Here is an 18,516-nt window from a genome sequence, read left to right as displayed (position 1 = left end):
CGGCGACGCGCGGAGCGGCCAGCGAGTTGCAAGTGCGCTTCGTCGGATTGGCGACTAGGACGCCGGTCGCTTTTACGGGAGGCGGCGCTCGCGGCTCAGACCGTGAGAGTCACGTGGTCTTGCGTGAGGGTCTCGCGGATCGTTTCGGTGAGCCGGTCGGCCGCGATCGATGCGTAGTGCTCGGTCTTCTCCACGCCGATGAAGTCCCTGCCTTCCAGTAGGGCGGCGACACCGGTGGAGCCGGAGCCGGCACAGAAGTCGAGCACCGTGCCGCCCTCGGGGTTGATCTTGACCAGCTCGCGCATCACCTCGACGGGCTTCTGCGTGATGTGCTGGCGCTTCGCCCCCGAGGGCTGCGAAGCCGAGTACAAGCCGGGCAGATAGACCGGGTTCCGGGAGCCGTCGATGGCCCCCTTGCTGGCCCAGACGATGAATTCACAGTTCTGGGTGAACCTGCCCTTTTGCGGCCTGGCCTGCGGCTTGTGCCAGGCCAGCACACCGCGCCACAGCCATCCGGCCGCCTGGATCGCGTCCGTCGTGGTGGGAAGCTGACGCCAGTCGGTGAACAGCAGCGCGGTCCCGCCGGTCTTCGTGAGGCGGTGGGCTTCGGTCATGATCTGCGTCAGCCAGAACGAGTAAGACCTCTGGTCCATGTTCTCGCCGGTGAAGTCGGCGAGGTCGTTCTTGGAATCGGCGGAGGTGTACTTCTGCTTCGCGGAGCGGGTCGTGCGCTCCTTCGCAGTCCTACCGCCGGAGTTGTACGGCGGATCGGTGATGACGGAGTCGACGCAGCCGTCCGGAAGGCCGGAGAGAACACTGAGGGCGTCGCCCTGGTGAAGGGAAAAAGGCAAAGAGGAACCCCTAATCGGGTGTGGATCGCGGAGGGAACTACCGCCTCGCACAGGAGTCCTCGCGGGCCAGAAGTGGGCATGCAAAAGCCCAGGGCCGCAGACCGAGGAGGGCGAGGGGGAGTCCAAAAAGTGTAGAGGCGAATCCGCCGACGACCAAGAAGTGCGTTGCTGAGGTGCCGGATTCCGATACCTCACGCCCACTTTTTGGTCAACCGCCGATCCGCGCCTACTGTTTTTGAACCGCCCGGCGCACACCGCCGCTGGCTACTTCCCGCCACGCCCCACGGAGGCACTCCCTTGCCCCGGCACACCTAGCTCACGGCCCGGCCACGCGGAGCGAGCGGCAACTCGCCCGCGCCGGCCCGTCCCGATCGCCCGCCCCGGCCGCCGCGCCCTTCCAACACGCCTCGCGCACGCGGCCCGCCGGACACCGCACCCCGAAGGACACGCTCATGACGTCTCGCTACCCACCCATGCCCGAAACCGCTGACCGGCGAGCGGCCCGCTCCGGTTGAAGGCGCTCGCCGCCGGCATCGGCGTCGTCTTCCTCTCCCCGATCCTCATCGCCAGCACCGGCATGATGATGGCCTCCTCCGCCGACGCCGTGCAGAGCAGCGGTTCCTTCAGCAGCTGCCTGACCGACATCGACACGGACAAGGTCGCCGAACAGGTCACCAAGATCCTCGACGGAGCGTCCGGCAAGAACGTCCACATCAAGGGCCTTGATCTGCCCGCCGAGCAGGTCCCCAACGCCCAGACGATCGTGGCCGCCGGCCTCTCGCTCGACGTCCCCAAGAAGGGACAGATCGTCGCGCTCGCCACGGCAATGCAGGAGAGCCGACTGCGCAACCTCAACTACGGCGACAGGGATTCCCTCGGCCTGTTCCAGCAGCGTCCCTCTCAGGGCTGGGGCAGCGCCCAGCAGATCCGCGACCCGGTCTACGCGAGCGAGCAGTTCTACAAGCACTTGCTCAAGGTGAGCGGCTGGCAGCAGATGACCGTCACCCAGGCCGCCCAAGCCGTGCAGAAGTCCGGCCTGCCGGACGCCTACGCGCAGTGGGAGAACCTGGCCACCGCGCTGCAGGTCGCCATCGCCAAGACCTTCCCCGGCGGCGGCAAGGACGCGGACCAGGGCAAGCAACCGTCGACCAGTACGACCGGCTGCACACCGGGCCAGGACGGCTCCGGCTTCGGCCGCATCCCTGAGGGAAGCGTCCCCAAGGGCTACGCGATCCCCAAGAACGCCGACCCCAAGGCACGCAAGGCCATCGAGTGGGCGATGCACCAGCTCGGCACGCTCTACCAGTGGGGCGGCTCCTGCACGAACTCGCACGGCCCCGACCCCATGGGCCGCTGCGACTGCTCCAGCCTGATGCAGCAGGCGTACGCCCATGTCGGCGTCACACTCACCCGCACCACGTACACGCAGGTCAATGAGGGCAAGGCGGTCTCGCCCGCCCAACTAAAGCCCGGTGACCTGATCTTCAGCCGCGGCAGCGCCGCCCGGCCTGAGCACGTCGGCATGTACATGGGCAAGGGCCTCGTCATCGAGGCGCCTCGCACCACCAAGCCGGTCCGGATCACCCCGCTCAAGGACTGGACGATTCTCGCTGCCCGCCGCGTCCTCTGACGCCGCCCTCGCCCGGCACCGCTCCGGGCGGGCCGCCGCCGCGGCCACTTCCGCGCCCCGAGCGCACCTCCCCCTCCGCATCCCCCTTCCCGCCGGCCCTCGCCTGGCCCGCGTATGCAAGGAGCCCCGCCACACCTATGTCCGTCCCTCTCGCAGACCGCGTCATCCAGCTCGCCTACGACCCAGGAATCTCGCCCAAGGGCGGCGGATTGCCCGGCCTCGCCGTGCTGAAGAACGTCGTCAACAGCATCAACATGTTCGGGATCATCGCCGTCGTCGGCGCCCTCGCCGTCTCGCTCGGCGTATGGGCCTGGGGTCACCACACCGGTGGTCACCAGGCCGAGGCAAACGGGAAGAAGGGCGCCGTCGTGGCCGCGGGCGCCGCCCTCGGTTTGGGTGCCGCGAACGGTATCGTCGCGTTCTTCTCGGCCCTCGGGTCTCAGGTCCACTGATGCCGAAACGATTCCCCTCCTTTTCGCTGTGCTCGTACGGCGCGGGCTGGTCGGCCAACCGGCGCATCGCGATTGTCGCCTCTGCCGTCGCCGTCCTGCTCGCCATCGCCGGGATCGTCGCCCTGCTGTCCGGCGGCGGCAACGGCCACCGGGCCCCGGACACTGCCGCGCCGGCCCCGACTGGCAGCCCGTCCTCCTCCGAGTCCGCCCCCATGCCTTCCTCCGGATCCGGGTCGGTGCCCCAGCCTCCGCAGATCGCCGAGCCGGTCGCCTACGCCAAGGCGGCGGCCCAGATGCTGTGGTCCTACGACACCCGTAACACCAGCCGCGACCAGCAGCTCGCCGGCATGCGCGCCTGGATGACGACCGAGACCGAGTACGCCGACTGGGCCTCGGTCTCCGGCCAGGTGCCCGATCCGGTGCTGTGGTCACGGATGGCCGACCAGGACCAGCACGCCACCGCCACCGTCACCGAGGGCCACTACCCCTCGGCGTTCAAGGCGGCCCTGGCCGACGACCCGTCGGCGATCACCGAGGCGTACATCTATGTCGTCACCGTCAACGGCAAGCAGACGCTCAGCTGGAAAAAGGGCGGCGGTGGAGCCGAGGAACGTGCCGTGACCCTCGCCGTGCAGTGCCGCCCGAACCACGACTGCACCCTGGCCGCCATCGCGCCGAGCGTCACGCAGTGACCCGCGCCTGAGACAAGAAAGGAGGAGTAACTCCTCGTGGGTTTCTGTGATTTTCCCCTGGCAGACAAGCTGTGCGCCGTCGGCAACGCGGTGGATTTCGCCTCGGACCCCGGCAAGGCCATCGGTGACTGGATGGCGAAGTCCGCCGGTGAACTGGCAGCCGCAGCAGCCGATCTGGCCGCCGAGGCAGTCGACACCACCACGAAGGTGGATCTCAACGCGTCGTGGTTCGTCGACAACTACGAGATGTTGCTGCCACTGGGCCTGGTCCTGCTGGTCGCCACATTCTGCGCACAGCTGGTGCGGGCCGCCATCCGGCGCGACGGACAAGCACTGACACAAGCGTTCACCGGCACCATGAGCGGCGTCCTGTTCGCCTTCTGCGCCATCGCCTTCACCACGGTCGCCGTCGAAGTAGTCGACGCCGTCAGCGACGGCCTGTTCAAGACCGCGCACCTGAACATCGAGTCTGCCGTACGACGCATCGTGAAGGTCAACCAGATCGGGGCGCTGTCCGGCCTGGGCTGGCTCGTGCCAGTCGTCGCCGGCCTCGGCGCCGCCATCGGCGCCTTCCTCTACTGGTGCGTGATGATGGTCCGCAAGGTCGGCATCCTCGTCATGGTCACGCTGGCCGTCTTCGCGTCCGCCGGCGGCGGCTGGGAGGTCGCCCGGCGCTGGCGCAAGGGCTGGATCGAGGCCACCGCCACCCTTGTGGTCTCCAAGCTCCTGATGACCGTGATCTTCGTGCTCGGCATCGCCGCCATGGGCAAGACCGAGGCCAAGGACGGGATCGCCGCTCTGGCCGACGTCATGTCCGGCATCGTGATCATGATCTTGGTGTTGCTCTGCCCGTACGCCGTCTTCAAGTTCGTCCACTGGGCAGCCGATGGCACCGACGGCGAGTCCATCCACCGTGCCGGCGGCGCCGGAGCGCAGATCGCCAAGGCGCATGCCGAGAAGGCCGCCCGCAAGGCAGCCGCGGCGGCGGCCACCGCTGGAACCGGTGGTGCTGCAGCCGGAGCGGGCGCCGCACCGCAGGGCCCGGACGCCGGTGGCGGGGGCGGCTTCCCCGGCGACGTCGCCGCCAACCCGACCGGCGGAGGCGGAGAGGGCAAGGAAGGTTCGCAGAGCGGCGGAAAGGGCGTCTCGCCCGGTGGCGATGCCGTCAAGTCCGGTCTGGAGAAGGCCGTCCAGCCCGCGCCAACGAGTGTGTCCGACGACACCAGCGGCCAGGTGGGCGGCAGCCCGGGGCCGGGCGGATCCGGCGCGAATGCCGCGTCCGGCCAGGGCGGCGGATGGCAGTCCGCTCCGCCGACCACGCCCCCGCAGGGCGCACCCCCGTCCTCCGGCTCGCAGAACGCCACGTCGAGCGGGTCGGCCTCACCGCCGCCGCCACCGACCGGCCTCTGATCCCCTGCCCGACTCCTGGGGGCGGGACGTGTATGCCACCTCCCGCCCCCGGGTTCCACCCGCGTCTCCAGGACCCGCCCCTTGATTGATCTCTCCGTCGCCCCGGTCACGGTGAAGTTCCCGCACAGGAGCCGCCGCGGCATCCTCCTCGGCCTCTCCCTGCCCCAACTCACTCTCGTTTCGTGCACGTTAGCGCTGCTGCTGATGACGGTGGTATCCACCGGACTGCTCGGCGCCGTCGCCCTGGTCCCGCTGTGGGCGGCATCCGGTGCGCTCGTCGCGATCCGCCGGCACGGCCGCTCCCTGATCGACTGGGCGCCGATCGTCGCCCGCTACGCCCATCGCCGCCGTACCGGTCAGGCCCTCTGGCTCGCCCGGCCCGTCACCCGTCCCCGGCAGGACGGCGTCCTGCACCTGCCCGGCACCGCCGCCTCCCTCAAGGTGGTCACCCCCGGCGACTCCGCCAACGGCGCCGCGGCCGTGCACGACCCGCATGAGCAGACCCTGACCGCCATCGCCCGCGTCAGCAGCCGTGCTTTCGTCCTTCTCGACCCCGCGACCCAGAATCACCATGTGAGCAGTTGGGGACGTGCGCTGGCGGGCATCGCTCGCACCGGGCACGTCGCCACGGTGCAGGTGCTGGAGCGCACCGTTCCCGACAGCGGCGATGCTCTCACCCGCCATTGGACCCAGAACGGGCAGCCCCAGACACCGGTCGCCGGGCAGATCTACTCCGAACTGGTCGCCTCGGCCGGGCCCGCTGCCGCACCGCACGAGACGTACCTCGCCATATCCCTAGACCTCAAGGCCGCTCGGCGCCTGATAAGCCAGGCCGGCGGAGGGCTGCCCGGGGCGTTCACCGTCATGGAACAGACCACGGCCAGCATCGCGCAGGCCGCCCGCAACGCCGGACTCCAGGTCACCGGATGGCTGACCTCGCGGGAGATCGCCGCCGTCATCCGCACCGCCTACGACCCGAAGGCGCTTGCCGCACTCCAGCAGTGGTCCGAGACCGGCCGCGCCGAGGCCGACCCCGCAGCCGCCGGGCCAGTCGTCCAGTTCGAGGAGTACGACCGCCTCGCCACCGACAGCGCACGGCACGCGACGTACTGGGTGGAGAACTGGCCGCGCACCGAAATGGGGGCCGGGTTCCTGCACGGGATCATGTTCACGGCCGGCGTGCGGCGCAGCCTCTCCCTTATATACGTGCCGCAGGGACTCGAGTCCGCGCTGCGAGACGTCCAGCGGAAGAAGGCGGCGATCATCGCCGACGCCAACGAACGCGCCCGCCGCGGACAGGTCGATTCCGAAGAGGACTCCGTCGAGTACGCCGACGTCAAAACACGCGAACGCCAGCTCATCGCTGGGCACGCCGACGTGGCCCTGACCGGCCTGGTCACCGTCACCGCCGAGACCGACGCCCTCCTGGACGCCGCCTGCGCACAGATCGAGACCCACGCCGTCACCTCCGGCGTCGACCTGCGGCGGCTGAACTATCAGCAGCCGGACGCCTTCGCCCTCACCGCGCTCCCGCTCGCCCGAACCGCCCTGTGAGCCGGGCCCATCCCTGCCGACCAGCGCCCTGGCCCGCTGCTCTTCGATCACCCGCGAGGGACCCCCCGTCACCGCCCCTGCCTCCCGGCAGGAAGGACCACCACCTTTGACCTCTCCCACGCGTCCGGACGACGCGCACCCCTACCTCCGCGCCGCCAGCGCCGGAGTCCGCCACCACACCCGGGCACTGGCACCATCGGCCGCGGCTCCGCCCCGACCGACGGACCGCCTGCACCTTGACGTGCTGCACGCGCACCTCACCGCCCTGCACCAGCTCCTGGACCGGCTCGCCGAAAACACCCGGCCACCGCACCCCGCCGCCGGCCGCCACCTCGCCACCGCGCACACCCACCTCTGGCAGGCCACCAGCGAGGTCCACTCCGCCTTCCACCTGCTGCCCAACAGCACCGCAGCAGAAGCCGAGGCGAGCGCATGCCATCCAGAGCAGTTGCCCGAGGGGCCGCCCGTGCCGACGATCTGCCAGCGCCACCTGGCCGCCGGGCACGTCATCCGCCGCAAGACCACCCCCACCGACCTCCGCCCGCACACCACGGCCTGCGTGCGATGAGCACCACCCGCAGAAACGAGGGCCCCCGATGAGCCACCGGCCCGCCCGCCGCGCCCGCCGCGCCTCCGCCAGCCCGCTCTTCACCCCCCACGGCACCGACCGCGCCAGCCGCAAGGCCGCCCGTCGCCAGCTCGCCGAGGCCACCGCGAAGGTCCGCGCGGAAGCCAGCGCCCACCAGGCCGAAAGCACGTCCACCGAGCACGAGATGCCCACCGCGCTCTACCCACCGAGCGGACGTCCCGGGCCCGCGTCCGCGCGTAAGAACCGGCTGAAGCTGACCGCCCACCGCATGACGACGGCTGTGGCCGCCGGCGCATACCCCTTCCTGGCCGAAGGGGGACTCGGCGCCGAGGGCATCTACATCGGGCGCGACGTCCACGCGGAAGCCAGCTTCGTCTTCGATCCGTTCGCGCTGTACGGCAAGGTCGAGGGATTCACCAACCCGAACCTCTTGCTCGCCGGAGTGATCGGCCAGGGCAAGAGCGCGCTCGCCAAGAGCTTCGCCCTGCGTTCGGTGGCCTTCGGATACCGCGTCTACGTGCCGTGCGACCCGAAGGGCGAGTGGACGCCGGTGGCGGAAGCCCTCGGCGGCCGGTCCGTCGCTCTCGGCCCTGGTCTGCCCGGACGGCTGAACCCCCTGGACGCGGCCCCGCGCCCGGAGAGCGTGTCCGAGGCCGACTGGGTCGGCGAGATCCGCAAACGGCGCCTGCTCCTGCTCGGTTCCCTGGCCCGGACGGTCCTGGGCCGGGACCTGATGCCCATGGAGCACACCGCCCTGGACGTCGCCCTGGACGCCGTCGTCACCCGCGCCGCCGACACGCACCGCACACCGCTCCTAGGCGACGTCGCCGCCACGCTCAACAACCCGAGTGCGCTCGACGAGGCCGCCGGGATGATGTCGGGCCAACTCGGCGACGCCGCACGCGACCTGGCCCACGCCATGCGCCGCCTCGTCCACGGTGACCTGGCCGGCATGTTCGACGCCCCCTCCACCGTCGCCTTCGACCCGACCGCGCCGATGCTCACCATCGACCTCTCCCGGCTCGGCGGCTCCGGCGACGACTCCGCCCTCGTCCTGGCGATGACCTGCGCCTCCGCCTGGATGGAGTCAGCCCTCTCCGACCCGTCCGGCGGCCGGCGCTGGATCGTGTACGACGAGGCGTGGCGGTTGATGCGGCACGTCGGCCTGCTGCAGCGCATGCAGGCCCAGTGGAAGCTCTCCCGCGGTCTCGGCATCGCCAACCTGATGGTGATCCACCGGCTCAGCGACTTGCTCACCGCCGGCGACGCCGGATCACAGGGCCGGGCTCTGGCCGAGGGCCTCCTCGCGGACTGCTCCACCCGAATCATCTACCGCCAGGAGACCGACCAGCTCCACGCCGCGGCCTCCCTGCTCGGCCTGACCTCCGTCGAGATGGACGCCATCGCGCACCTCAACCGAGGGCGTGGCCTGTGGAAAGTCGCCGGACGATCTTTCATCGTGCAGCACCTCCTACACAGCCACGAACTGGCGCTCTTCGACACCGACGCCCGCATGCACTGAAGAGCAAGAGGCCCGTGAAACCAGACATCCAGCGCGAACTGATACTGCGCGACGACACCGTCCACCTTATCGGCGCGCTCAACGCGATGAAGGACAAACTACTCGATGCCGCCCAACAGTGGGAGCTGCTGGGCGAGAGCAGGCACGTCCCGGCCGCGCCCTCCTGCACCGCGCTGCTCCAGCACGCCGCCGACGCACAGGACCTCTCCCGCGGCGTCCTCCGGCTGACTGCTGACTTCGCCCGGAGCCCTCACAGCACGACCCGCGCCGGCAGCGCCGTACTCGCCCATCTCGCCACGGCGACCACCATGTCGAGCCACGCAGCACCGCACTTCACCGAGACCGCGGAGAGTGCCCTGTCCCTGCCACGGTCCTCCAACCCGACCGACCGGCACTACCTCAAGAACCGCATGGTCATCGACCACGCGTCGGCGCGCGCCTTCCTGGTGCGGACGTCGGAATCTCTCCACGACGCGGCCAAGGAACTCGACGACCACCTCGACTTCCACCGCTTCCTCTCGACGCTCACCCCTCGGGAAAGCCCGGCGCCCCCGCCGCCCAGGCCGAGCGGTCGCCACCGCTAGCCCGCCTCGAAGAACCGACGTCACCACCTCAAGGAGTCCCCTGAACCGCCCCGCTCATTTCAGCGACGCCGACTGGGCCGAGTACCAGCAGTGCCAGGCCGAGCACGATGACCTCATGGCACAGGTCGCCGAACGCGAAGCCCAGATGGAACACGACCTGATCGCCACCTACGACGAGTACGAATTCGACTTCACCCCGGTTCCGGAGCCGAGCCCCGCCCGCCGGACACCACCGCTGCACCGCACGCCCGCCTCCCGCAGGAGGAGCCGTGGGCGCTGACGACGAAAACACCCGTGCCGGCGACAGCGCGGCTCCGCTCGCGCCGCTTCCCGACCATCGCAATGTGGCCACCCCGTGGTGGCAGGAGCTGTGGCGCCGCCACGCGCACATCACCACGCCACTGCGGCAGCGTGGGCTGGAGTGCGACATCGAGTTCGGCCTCAGCGCGTACATCGTGCGCGTATCGCTCCCCGATGACAGTTACTTGATCATCGGTCCACCGCAGGAGCCCTCCTCCGACCGCCCACTGGGATATCCGGAGGGCTGGATCGCGACGCGTGAGCACCCGGACGACCAGACGCTGTTCGAGGTCGTCTACGACTCGGCTCCCTCCGCCGACCCTGGTGCCCCCCAGCGGCCCGAGGCTCGGCACGGCGGCAGCGTGCAGCCCCTGATCGAGGCGATCGACTATCGCCTCACCCAGCTCGGGCTGTTGCCGAATCCCGTCTCATCGACCGGAGACCGGAGCGCGCTCCCGGCTACGCCGACGCTCCACGCGCCCGAGGCCCCGGACGTCCCCAACCCCGCCGGCCGCGCCTCCGTCTACGTCTACGGCGACGCGCTCCGCGCTCTGACCGACCGGCTCAACGGGGCCGAGTCGCATGCGGACGCCGCTGCCCTGCTGCACCAGATCCTGGAGCCCAGCGACGGCCTGCTGGCGCAGCTCGGCGAGTTCTTCGAAGCGGCCGGGGAGAAGGCCAAGGAAGCCGAGGAGGACAACGGCTTCGACCTGTCCTACGACCTCGCCGACGCCGCCGCCGAGATCCGCAACCTCGGAGAGGTGCTGCACGTGGCCGAGGATCGGATGCGGGCACTCACCCCGCTCGTGCCGGCCCCGCGGCTCACGTCCGCCCCGGCCCGTCCGCCGTCCCTTCCCCCGCGAGCCCTTCCGGCGGCACAGCCGCAGCACACGCGCTGACGCCGGACCACCGCCCCTCTCCAGGAACACATGACCCCGCACCGCGCCCTCGACCGGGACGGGTACGCGACGGCCGTCGCCGCGAACGGCAACAAGCAGCTGGCAGCCGGCGCCGACCTGCTGCGCACAGGCGTGATCGACAACTTCGCCACCGGAGGAACGAACACCGGGACGAAGGTCTTCGCGCCGACCAAGGCGAGCAAGCAGCAGATCGAGGTCCACGACAAGACCGGAACCCGCTACGGGAACCAGGGCACCACCGTCTTCGCCGGCGCCGCCAACCGCTACAAGGACGCCTACGCCCTCAAGACCACCGACGGCGGCGCGTTGATCCTCTTCTCCCACACGCACACCCAGACCGACGCCGTCGCGCACTCCGGCCTGCAGATCAACCCCGGCAAGGACGACCGGGCCTGGCTCCACGACGTGCCCCGCACCTCCATCACGTACACGTTCGTATGCAACGACGCCGCCACCGTCCCCGCGAAGGCCGAGCCGTCCCGCCTGATCGGCTACACCTGCGCGCGCACCGATGCCTCCGGCCCCCCGGTCGCCTCCTGGTCGGATCGCGCGTAGACGCGTCCCCTCCCACGCGCCACACACCACCTTGATGGCCGCCGAACGTCCCCAGCCCCTTGCACGATCCGGAGAAGTCCCTGTCCACACGTTCCTTCATCGCCCGCCCCACCGACGGCACTGGGTACAGCGGCATCCACGTCCAGCTCGACGGCGTACCCAGCCACCACCTGCCCCTGCTCCTGACCGCCTACCAGCACAAGTTCGGACGCGACGTGGAGGCCATATCCCGTCACCTCATCGACGATGTCGCCGTCGGCTGGCACGAGCTGGGCACCGACCTCCTCGACGGCGCCCCGTCCACGCTCGTGGCCGCGCTGACCGGCGGCGAGCACTGGCCCAGCCGCACGCTCGACCACCTGATCACCCCCGACGGCTCCCCACCGGTACGCATGACGGTCACCGACGAGACCGCCGACGAGCAGGACATGCAGTGGGGCTACGTCCTGCACCAGCAGGGCATCGAGGTGATCAGCCTCCTCCACGAGGACATCGGCCCGCTTGTCGACTGGGCCACCGACCCGCGCACCGCCTTCAACGACCACCCGGGAGCCTGGTCCTCCCTCGCCCCCGCGCCGGCCATCCGGGCAACACACAGCACGCCGCCCCAGAGCGCTCCCGCCGTACCCCCAGCGAAGGCCGGCGCTCCGCGCCCCGCCACGCGCCGCTAGTCCCCCTCGTCTTCCCGGAGCCTTCCCTGCCCCCGCACACCACTCCCCTGATCACCGTCGTCATCGCAAGCCGCCTGCGCGAAGAACGGCTCGACTACCTGACCGCCATGCACGCCAGCCTCACCCGGCAGTCCGTTGCGTGGGAGGCCATAATTGCGCTCGACGGTGCCTCACCCGATCGTCTGCCTGCCCCGCTCGCGCAGGACCCCCGCGTCCGCACCCTTGCTCTACCCCGCCCGGTCGGCGCCGCCTGCGCCAGGAATCTGGCTCTCACCCACGTTCGAACCCGGTATACGAACTGGGCGGACGACGATGACGAGTTCACCGACGACGCCATGTCCGTACGGCTGAACACCCTGGAATCGACCGGGGTGGGCTGGTGTGCGGGCTGGAGCGAGGACCAGTACCAAGACGGCTCGACCACCTTGTGGCGCTGCCCCACCCCGCCCGGCCGCCACGAGGCCAGCGACGTGTGGACCTACTGGAAGTCGCCGGCGGACACCATCCCCATCGGGCCGACCACGATCCTCGCCCGCACCGACCTCGTGCGCGCCGCACCGATGGGCGGGCTCGTCCAGGGCGAGGACTACTGCGCGGCCCTCGGCGTGACCGCTCTCGCGTCCGGAATCCTGCTGCCGACCCCTGTGTACAAATATCGCAAATGGGGCGGGCAGATGACGGCCCAGGCGGCATACGACCAGCTGGAAGCGGCGGCCAGAGAGCATGCCTGGCAGTACGGCCGCAGCCTGCGCGCCGTCCTGCACCGCAGCGAGGACCTGGTCCATGGCTGAGGCGCAGATCATCCTGTCGCACAGCCGGGATTCGGGCATCGTCGCCATCGCCTCGGGCGAGCAGTACCCGTGGGCGCACACCGCCCTCGCGGAGAGCAGCTTTCGACGGGACGACGACGGCGTCTACCACCTGCCCGCGGACGGCAACCAGACCACCGTGGTCGACCTGGTCAAGTGCGCGAAACGGCACCGCACCAGCGTGCACACGAGCAGTCGGCGCTTCATCGGCGACGCCGCCCGCGACCTCGCCCGCCAACTGCCCGGCCAGTGGAACACGTCGGTCGAGATCTACTCCCACCCCGCCTGGCAGGAAGATCTCGTGCCCTGGATCTGGGACAGCGGCGAACTCGGCCGCGCCCTCCAGAGCGAGCGGATCCCCTACGCCGCCACGCTCACCGACACGGTGAACGGCACCACGCTGCTGTTCGTCGAACGCCCCGGCCGCCAACTCGACTACCTGGTAGGTGCCTTCGCGCCGGAAGGGCTCGAAGAGGGCTACGGCGATCCGCACGCGCCGCGCAGCATCGTCCTGCCGCCGTTCGCCGGACGGGCGGCCCAGGCCGTCGCCGACCGGTACCTGCCCTCCTACGAGCAGGCCGTCCACGCCCGCCGGACCTCGGTCATCGCCGCCGTGCTCGAGGGTATCCGCTCCGAACACGACACCTGGCAGGCCATGGTCGCCTCCGGCCGCTACAGCGACGCCACCCCGCTGAGCGCCGCCGCCCTCGGCACCGCGACCGAGGAATTCCTCGACCACTCATGGCGCCGCTTCCTCACCGTCGTCGACCACGCCCCGACGCTGATCGACCGGTGCCGTCCCGCCAGCAGCCCGTGGCCCGACGACGCCGCGACGCTGTCCCGCCTGGCCGACGCCGTGGCCAATGCCGAGACCCTGCTCGACGAGGTGATCCACGACGGTCCTGTGCCGTCGCAGGAGCGCAATGCCCGCACGTGGCCGGCCATCGAGACCTGGCTCACCGACGGCGAGATCTTCCTGCGCCAGGCCCGCGTGAGCGCACCCCACCGCCGCCGCCCAGCCCTCCCCGTCTCCGCGCCGGCACGCCCCCTTACCGCGCCCCGTCCCACGCACCGCAGCCACTGACCGCTCCACCCCGACAACGTGAGGAGAACCCCGTCCCCTTGCAACCCGGCACCCACTTCGCCTTCGGCGACCACGAGGAACACGGCTTCGTCGCCTCCTTCACCTCCTCCCTGCCCGCGCACCTCGCCCACTGGTACCTGGAGCGCGAGCAATTCGAGCCCGTCCCCGATGAACCCGGGCTGTACTGGCTCAGCGAGCCCGAGCGCGACGGTCCCCGCCGGACCCGCCAGGCGGTCCACGATCTTCGCCGCCAGGGCTACACCGTGCAGGCCGACATTCGCCTCGACCCGGCCGTCTCCGCCAGCCCACCCCGCCCGGTCCGGCCGAACGGACTCCAGGAACGCCGCAGCCGTCTCGCCCAGGCCGCCGCCGGCCGAACGACTCAGCGTCGCGCCACACCACCCACCACTTCCGCGCCGGCCGCCCGGCCGATTCCACCGAAACCCACCTACGCACCGACCGTCCACCTGACGGCCTCGGGCGGCGGGCGGTCCCGATGGCGCCCGCCAGCACCCCGGCCCCCGACGGCCCCCTGCCGGTGACACCCGAACTCGCCAACGCTGCACGCGTCTTCCGGCTGCGAATGGCGGTGATCGACCGTGAGACCGAAACCGCGCTCGACATGACACGCGACCACTATGGCCGCACCGTCCACGCAGCCGCGGCAGCCGCACGAGCCCAGCGCGACAAGTCGGCGCTGGAGGCGTACACCACGCACCTCGCCCCGCACGCCGACGCTCTGCTTGATGCCGCCCGCCGTGCGCTCGACGAGCTGCCGCCCGCCCGGCACCTGGCCGGGTGGCGGGCCGTGCTGGACGGCCTGGCCGGCTCCGCCGCCGAGATCCGCCGGGCCCTCGACCGGCCGGCCGCCCCCGGCTCCCCGGCCGAACACGCGCAGCACGCCGCCCTGTGGCCGCACCTCACCGCCTGGGCGGATCACAGTGTCATCGCCAGCAACCTCGCCGACCAGCGCGATGGCCAGCACCACAAGGCCCCGCTGACCGAAGAGGAACAGCGGATGTGGACCGAGCTAGCTCAGGCCGCGCACAGGCGAGGCGAGCTGGAGCTGACCGAGTCGTGGTACGCCGCCGACGGGCAGCCAATCACCCTCGCCCACCTGATCGAAGACGACGACTCGACGCTGGTCGCGCTGCGAGGCGACCCGGACGCACCGGGCTGGCAGGTGATCGGGCACTACGCCCACGAGTACGAGGCAGGGAAGGTACTCCCTGCCCCGGTCCCGCCCGGTGTGCTGCGCGCTGACGTCTCCAGGTTCAACCGACCCGAGCCCGCCCCTGAGATCTCGCTGCAGGAACTCACCCGGGACATCGTCGAGGCCCAGACCGCCGGTGACGCGTCCAACGCGCTCCTCAGTGCCACCCAGCGCGGTTACGGCGCAGGGCCGATGGTCCGTCTCCAAGAACTCCTGGAAACGAGCGGCCAGTTCGCCAGCGCACTAGAGACCGTGCAAGGCCGCCAGATCGCCGCCCGCCTCTCGGCGCTGGGCCGGCAGATCGAGTTCCTCACCCGCGAAGTCGAAGAAGCAGCCGAGGACCTCGGCGCGACCGTCGCCGTCCTGCCGCCACACCGCACCCCCGTGCTGCGCGTCCGCCCGCGCCCCGCCGTGGACACCGCACCACCCACGCCGCCGCCCCGCGCGAGCACGCCCGCCCGCCACCGCTAAGCACCGAGAAAGCACCCTTGTCCCTGACCGCACCCCCGGCCCCGGCACCGCGCATCACCTACGGCGCGGTGCTGGGCAGCCCGTATGTCGCCCGCCTCCTCGGCGGCACCCTCACCGGCCGACTCCCCAACGGCATGGCGCCCGTCGCCATCCTGCTGTGGGCCACCGCGAGCGGCAGCAGTATCGCCTTCGGCGGGCTGCTCAGCGCCCTGTACGGGCTGTCGTCCGCGCTGGCCCAGCCGGTCAAGGGACGCCTCATGGACCGCCACGGTCAGAGCGCGGTGCACCTTCCGGCCGCCCTGCTCAACTCGGCTCTCCTGGTGGCCCTGCCCCTGTCCGGACCGTACGGCGGACCGGGCCTCGCCACGGCCATCGTCGTCGACGGCGGTCTGACCACGCCGCCCTTGGAGGCTGGGCTGCGGGCGCTGTGGCCGAGTGTGCTGCCCGACCCCCGGCTGCGGCACGCCGCGCTCGCGCTCGACGCCGGCACGCAGGGCCTGCTGTACATCGTCGGCCCCCTGCTCGTGGCCGCGCTCGCCTCCGCGTACAACCCCGCCGTCGCGCTCGCCGTCACCGCCGCCCTCGGCCTGGCCGGCACCGCCGCGGTCGCCCTCACGCCGCCATCGCGGCGCTGGCATCCCGAACGGTTCGAAGGCCAAGACGCCAACCAGGCACGACAGTTGGCCACTCCCGCCGTGTTTCTGCTTTTCGTCTCCCTCACCGGCATCGGGTTCGCGATCGGAGCCGTGAACGTGTGGTCCATCGCCATGGCCGAGCACCACCACCAGGACATGCTCTCGGGCATCATCCCTGCCGCGTTCTCGACCGGCAGCTTCCTCGGCGGCCTCATCTACGGAAGCCGCACCTGGTCGGGCACCACCACCAGGCGACTGATCATCGCCACAGCCGCGTTCCTGGCCGGGTGGCTCCCGCTCTTTGCCCTTCCAGGCCCGTATGCGGCCATCGCCGCGGTCACCGTGCCCGGTGCGTTCCTGACCATCGTCGTCGCCTGCGCCTACGTCACCACCGACGCCCTCACTCCGGCGGGTCGCACCAGCGAGGCGTACGCGTGGCTGATCCTCGCGATCGGCGCCGGGCAGTCCGCTGGCACCGCCCTCGCCGGACGCCTCGCCGAGCAGGCTCTCGCCAGCGCTGCGCTCCCCGCTGCCGGCGCGGCCTTCGCTCTCACCGTCCTTCTCGCCGCGCGCCGACGTCTCGGCCCCACCGGACGCATGCAGCGCGGCCGACGCCGCCGCCCGATCCGAGGCCGGCACAAGACGCCCTGATCAGGGCGTACCCCCTACTTTCCAACCCTTTTGAGGAGATCCATTTATGGCCGTCCGTACGCAGTGGACAGTGGAGCACGCATGCTCCCACCAGGTGGTTCATGACCTGTCCGACCGCCCTGCCGACCAGCGGGCCGGGTTCGCCCGCTGGCTCGCGGCGAAGGACTGCACCGACTGCTGGAAGGCGGCGCGCGACGCCGACACCGAGTCCAAGGAGGAGTGGCTCGCGGCCAAGCGCGCCGCCGAGCAGGAGGCGGCCGTCGCGTGGGCGAAGCAGTTCGACATGCCGCAGTTGGAAGGCCCGGAGAAGGCCCTGGACTGGGGCGAGCGTTCCCGTCACCAGCTGATGACGGCGGCGCACACCGCGCTCGTTGTAGAGGGGAGTTGGGACGAGGCGGACTGGGCGGAGCTGGAAGAAAAGGCCCGCGCCATCACCCGCGCCGGATGGTGGATCGACCAGCGCGATGCAGAGGGCACCGACGTGCTCGAACTCCTCGACGCAGCCACCGAGGCGGACCGCGGGACGGAGAACCCGTTCCGCTGATCGCGGCGGAACATAGCCGGGAAACGCCGGTTAGCCAAACCGGCGTTCCTCCGGACCATTGTTCCTCCCACCCCGCCACCGATCGCGTGGAAGGAACCCATGTCCCAGCCCCTGCCCACGTCGGCCTTCGCGCCGACACCCGACCCGCTCACCCCCGACCGGGACATCACGCACCAGCACTTCCAGGCCGGGGACACCGTCGTCGTCCTCAAAGGGGCCGCAGGCGGGGAACTGTGGGGAGACGCGATGCGCGTCGTCGCCCCTTCCTGGCACACCCCGACCGACGAGGACGGATGGCGGCTGCGTGACGCGACCGGCGGAGCCCAGTCCTACGTCACCGCCCACCCCCGCTACCTCGTGCACCTCTCGCGCCGCTGCCCCGACTGCCTGATCTACCTGCGAGCCATGGAGGACGCACTCCTGCCGCGGTACGCCGACCGCAACGAGCTGATCGACTGCGGCTGGTATACCACCACCGCCCTCAACCAGCTCGTGCACATCGCCGACATCCGGGGCGGCCGGTGATTCCCCGCCTCCATGAGCGTACCCACGCTCCGCACGACTCGCTGGCCGAGGCGCTGGGGCGCCCGGTCTCGCCGAACGAGGGCCTGACGGAGTACACGGTCGTCGCCCACTGGCCGGGCCTGGATTACTTCACCCTGGACGACGAGCAGAAGATCTGGACATCCCTCCAGTGGGCCGAGCACCTCGAAGACCCCTATCTGGAGCATCCGTTCGCCGCCAGCCCGGATGATGACCGGCGGGCGATCCTCCACCTCGCCGTCCGGCTTCACCCGGACGACCGGGAGCTGACCGGCCCCGAGTGGGCCGAAGTCGCCCACCGGCTCGCGCGGGCCGCCGGTATCGAGATTCCCGGCAAGGAGCACGGCTGCCGGTGGATTGCCGTTCAGGCACAGCCCGGACGCATCGATGTGATCGCCAACCTGATCCACCTCGACGGCGCGTGGCACGCCCCGCCCGCGGACATCCTGCGGCGTCTCTCGGACGAGGCGCGCCGCATCGAGCAGGACCTCCACCTGATCCCCGTCCGCACCGGCCCCACGGCTCGACCCGCCATCCGCCCGGCGCCCACGGCATCGGCCCAGCTCGCGAGCGTCCTTACACAGCTCGCCGACGAGCAGGCCGGTCCGCTGGCCACGGTCCGCGGACTGGTCGAGCACACAGCGCACCGGATCGCCCGCCAGCCCGGCGCCGCCGGCTCCGACACGGCGCACCGCCTGGAGCTGATCGCCCGCCGCCTCCACGCCATCCAGCAGGACCTGGACAGCACAGCAGCCCACCTGGTCCAGCCCCGGGTCGCCACGGTGCCGCCCGCCGCCCGGCACACCGCCCACCGATCGCCGTAGGAGAAACGTCTC

21 protein-coding genes are annotated in these 18,516 nt (G+C 70.9%); 20 read left to right on the top strand and 1 reads right to left on the bottom strand.

The features are described from left to right. Window positions 1-95: 95 nt before the first annotated feature. Window positions 96-851, bottom strand: a complete 756-nt coding sequence (locus OG936_RS27540; protein ID WP_406498230.1) for a DNA-methyltransferase — start codon at window positions 849-851, stop codon at window positions 96-98. A 511-nt stretch (window positions 852-1,362) separates the two neighbouring features. On the opposite strand from OG936_RS27540, the gene OG936_RS27535 reads away from it, so the two are divergent. The 20 genes from OG936_RS27535 to OG936_RS27440 all read left to right on the top strand — a co-directional run bounded on the left by OG936_RS27535 (window position 1,363) and on the right by OG936_RS27440 (window position 18,504). Then, window positions 1,363-2,481, top strand: coding sequence for a C40 family peptidase (locus OG936_RS27535; protein WP_406498229.1), 1,119 nt, complete (start codon window positions 1,363-1,365; stop codon window positions 2,479-2,481). Between the two features lie 137 nt (window positions 2,482-2,618). Further along, entirely contained in the window at window positions 2,619-2,933 is a 315-nt protein-coding gene (locus tag OG936_RS27530; protein WP_277312387.1) for a DUF6112 family protein, read from the top strand. Next, window positions 2,933-3,625 (top strand): hypothetical protein, encoded by a 693-nt coding sequence (locus OG936_RS27525; RefSeq protein ID WP_406498227.1) that lies wholly within the window; start codon window positions 2,933-2,935, stop codon window positions 3,623-3,625. The genes OG936_RS27530 and OG936_RS27525 overlap by 1 nt, the downstream gene beginning before the upstream one ends. A 36-nt stretch (window positions 3,626-3,661) precedes the next feature. Then, the gene (locus tag OG936_RS27520) at window positions 3,662-5,035 is read left to right on the top strand and encodes an ATP-binding protein (protein WP_406498225.1); all 1,374 of its coding nucleotides are present in this window, start codon (window positions 3,662-3,664) and stop codon (window positions 5,033-5,035) included. 81 nt (window positions 5,036-5,116) lie between these two features. Then, complete coding sequence (locus OG936_RS27515; RefSeq protein WP_406498224.1) at window positions 5,117-6,589, top strand: SCO6880 family protein; 1,473 nt, start codon at window positions 5,117-5,119, stop codon at window positions 6,587-6,589. Between the two features lie 106 nt (window positions 6,590-6,695). After that, entirely contained in the window at window positions 6,696-7,157 is a 462-nt protein-coding gene (locus OG936_RS27510) for a DUF6238 family protein (protein WP_406498222.1), read from the top strand. A gap of 28 nt (window positions 7,158-7,185) precedes the next feature. Next, complete coding sequence (locus OG936_RS27505; protein ID WP_406498220.1) at window positions 7,186-8,700, top strand: VirB4 family type IV secretion system protein; 1,515 nt, start codon at window positions 7,186-7,188, stop codon at window positions 8,698-8,700. A gap of 14 nt (window positions 8,701-8,714) precedes the next feature. Continuing rightward, window positions 8,715-9,284, top strand: a complete 570-nt coding sequence (locus tag OG936_RS27500; protein ID WP_406498218.1) for a hypothetical protein — start codon at window positions 8,715-8,717, stop codon at window positions 9,282-9,284. A gap of 115 nt (window positions 9,285-9,399) precedes the next feature. Beyond that, window positions 9,400-9,564, top strand: coding sequence for a hypothetical protein (locus tag OG936_RS27495; RefSeq protein ID WP_406498217.1), 165 nt, complete (start codon window positions 9,400-9,402; stop codon window positions 9,562-9,564). Then, a complete protein-coding gene (locus OG936_RS27490) occupies window positions 9,554-10,483 on the top strand; it encodes a hypothetical protein (protein WP_406498215.1) in 930 nt (309 codons plus the stop codon). The genes OG936_RS27495 and OG936_RS27490 overlap by 11 nt, the downstream gene beginning before the upstream one ends. Before the next feature lie 30 nt (window positions 10,484-10,513). Further along, entirely contained in the window at window positions 10,514-11,059 is a 546-nt protein-coding gene (locus OG936_RS27485) for a hypothetical protein (RefSeq protein WP_406498213.1), read from the top strand. A 98-nt stretch (window positions 11,060-11,157) separates the two neighbouring features. Beyond that, a complete protein-coding gene (locus OG936_RS27480) occupies window positions 11,158-11,730 on the top strand; it encodes a hypothetical protein (protein ID WP_406500635.1) in 573 nt (190 codons plus the stop codon). Window positions 11,731-11,777: 47 nt separating this feature from the next. Then, window positions 11,778-12,521: a glycosyltransferase family 2 protein gene (locus tag OG936_RS27475; protein ID WP_406500633.1), complete on the top strand. Its 744-nt coding sequence runs from the start codon at window positions 11,778-11,780 to the stop codon at window positions 12,519-12,521. Next, entirely contained in the window at window positions 12,514-13,623 is a 1,110-nt protein-coding gene (locus OG936_RS27470) for a hypothetical protein (protein WP_406498211.1), read from the top strand. The genes OG936_RS27475 and OG936_RS27470 overlap by 8 nt, the downstream gene beginning before the upstream one ends. A 38-nt stretch (window positions 13,624-13,661) precedes the next feature. Next, window positions 13,662-14,165 (top strand): hypothetical protein, encoded by a 504-nt coding sequence (locus OG936_RS27465; RefSeq protein ID WP_406498209.1) that lies wholly within the window; start codon window positions 13,662-13,664, stop codon window positions 14,163-14,165. Beyond that, complete coding sequence (locus OG936_RS27460; RefSeq protein WP_406498207.1) at window positions 14,120-15,307, top strand: hypothetical protein; 1,188 nt, start codon at window positions 14,120-14,122, stop codon at window positions 15,305-15,307. The genes OG936_RS27465 and OG936_RS27460 overlap by 46 nt, the downstream gene beginning before the upstream one ends. A 17-nt stretch (window positions 15,308-15,324) precedes the next feature. After that, complete coding sequence (locus tag OG936_RS27455) at window positions 15,325-16,593, top strand: MFS transporter (protein WP_406498205.1); 1,269 nt, start codon at window positions 15,325-15,327, stop codon at window positions 16,591-16,593. Window positions 16,594-16,639: 46 nt separating this feature from the next. Further along, window positions 16,640-17,137, top strand: coding sequence for a hypothetical protein (locus OG936_RS27450; protein WP_406498204.1), 498 nt, complete (start codon window positions 16,640-16,642; stop codon window positions 17,135-17,137). A 99-nt stretch (window positions 17,138-17,236) separates the two neighbouring features. After that, window positions 17,237-17,662, top strand: coding sequence for a hypothetical protein (locus OG936_RS27445; RefSeq protein WP_406498202.1), 426 nt, complete (start codon window positions 17,237-17,239; stop codon window positions 17,660-17,662). Next, window positions 17,659-18,504 carry a relaxase/mobilization nuclease gene (locus OG936_RS27440; RefSeq protein ID WP_406498201.1) on the top strand — a complete coding sequence of 282 codons (846 nt, stop codon included), beginning with the start codon at window positions 17,659-17,661 and terminating at the stop codon, window positions 18,502-18,504. The genes OG936_RS27445 and OG936_RS27440 overlap by 4 nt, the downstream gene beginning before the upstream one ends. The last annotated feature ends 12 nt before the right edge of the window (window positions 18,505-18,516 follow it).

It is taken from the genome of Streptomyces sp. NBC_00846, from assembly GCF_045207325.1.
GTDB lineage: Bacteria > Actinomycetota > Actinomycetes > Streptomycetales > Streptomycetaceae > Streptomyces.
The sequence above is the reverse complement of the archived record's forward strand: the minus strand, read 5'-3'. Positions and strand labels throughout refer to the sequence as shown.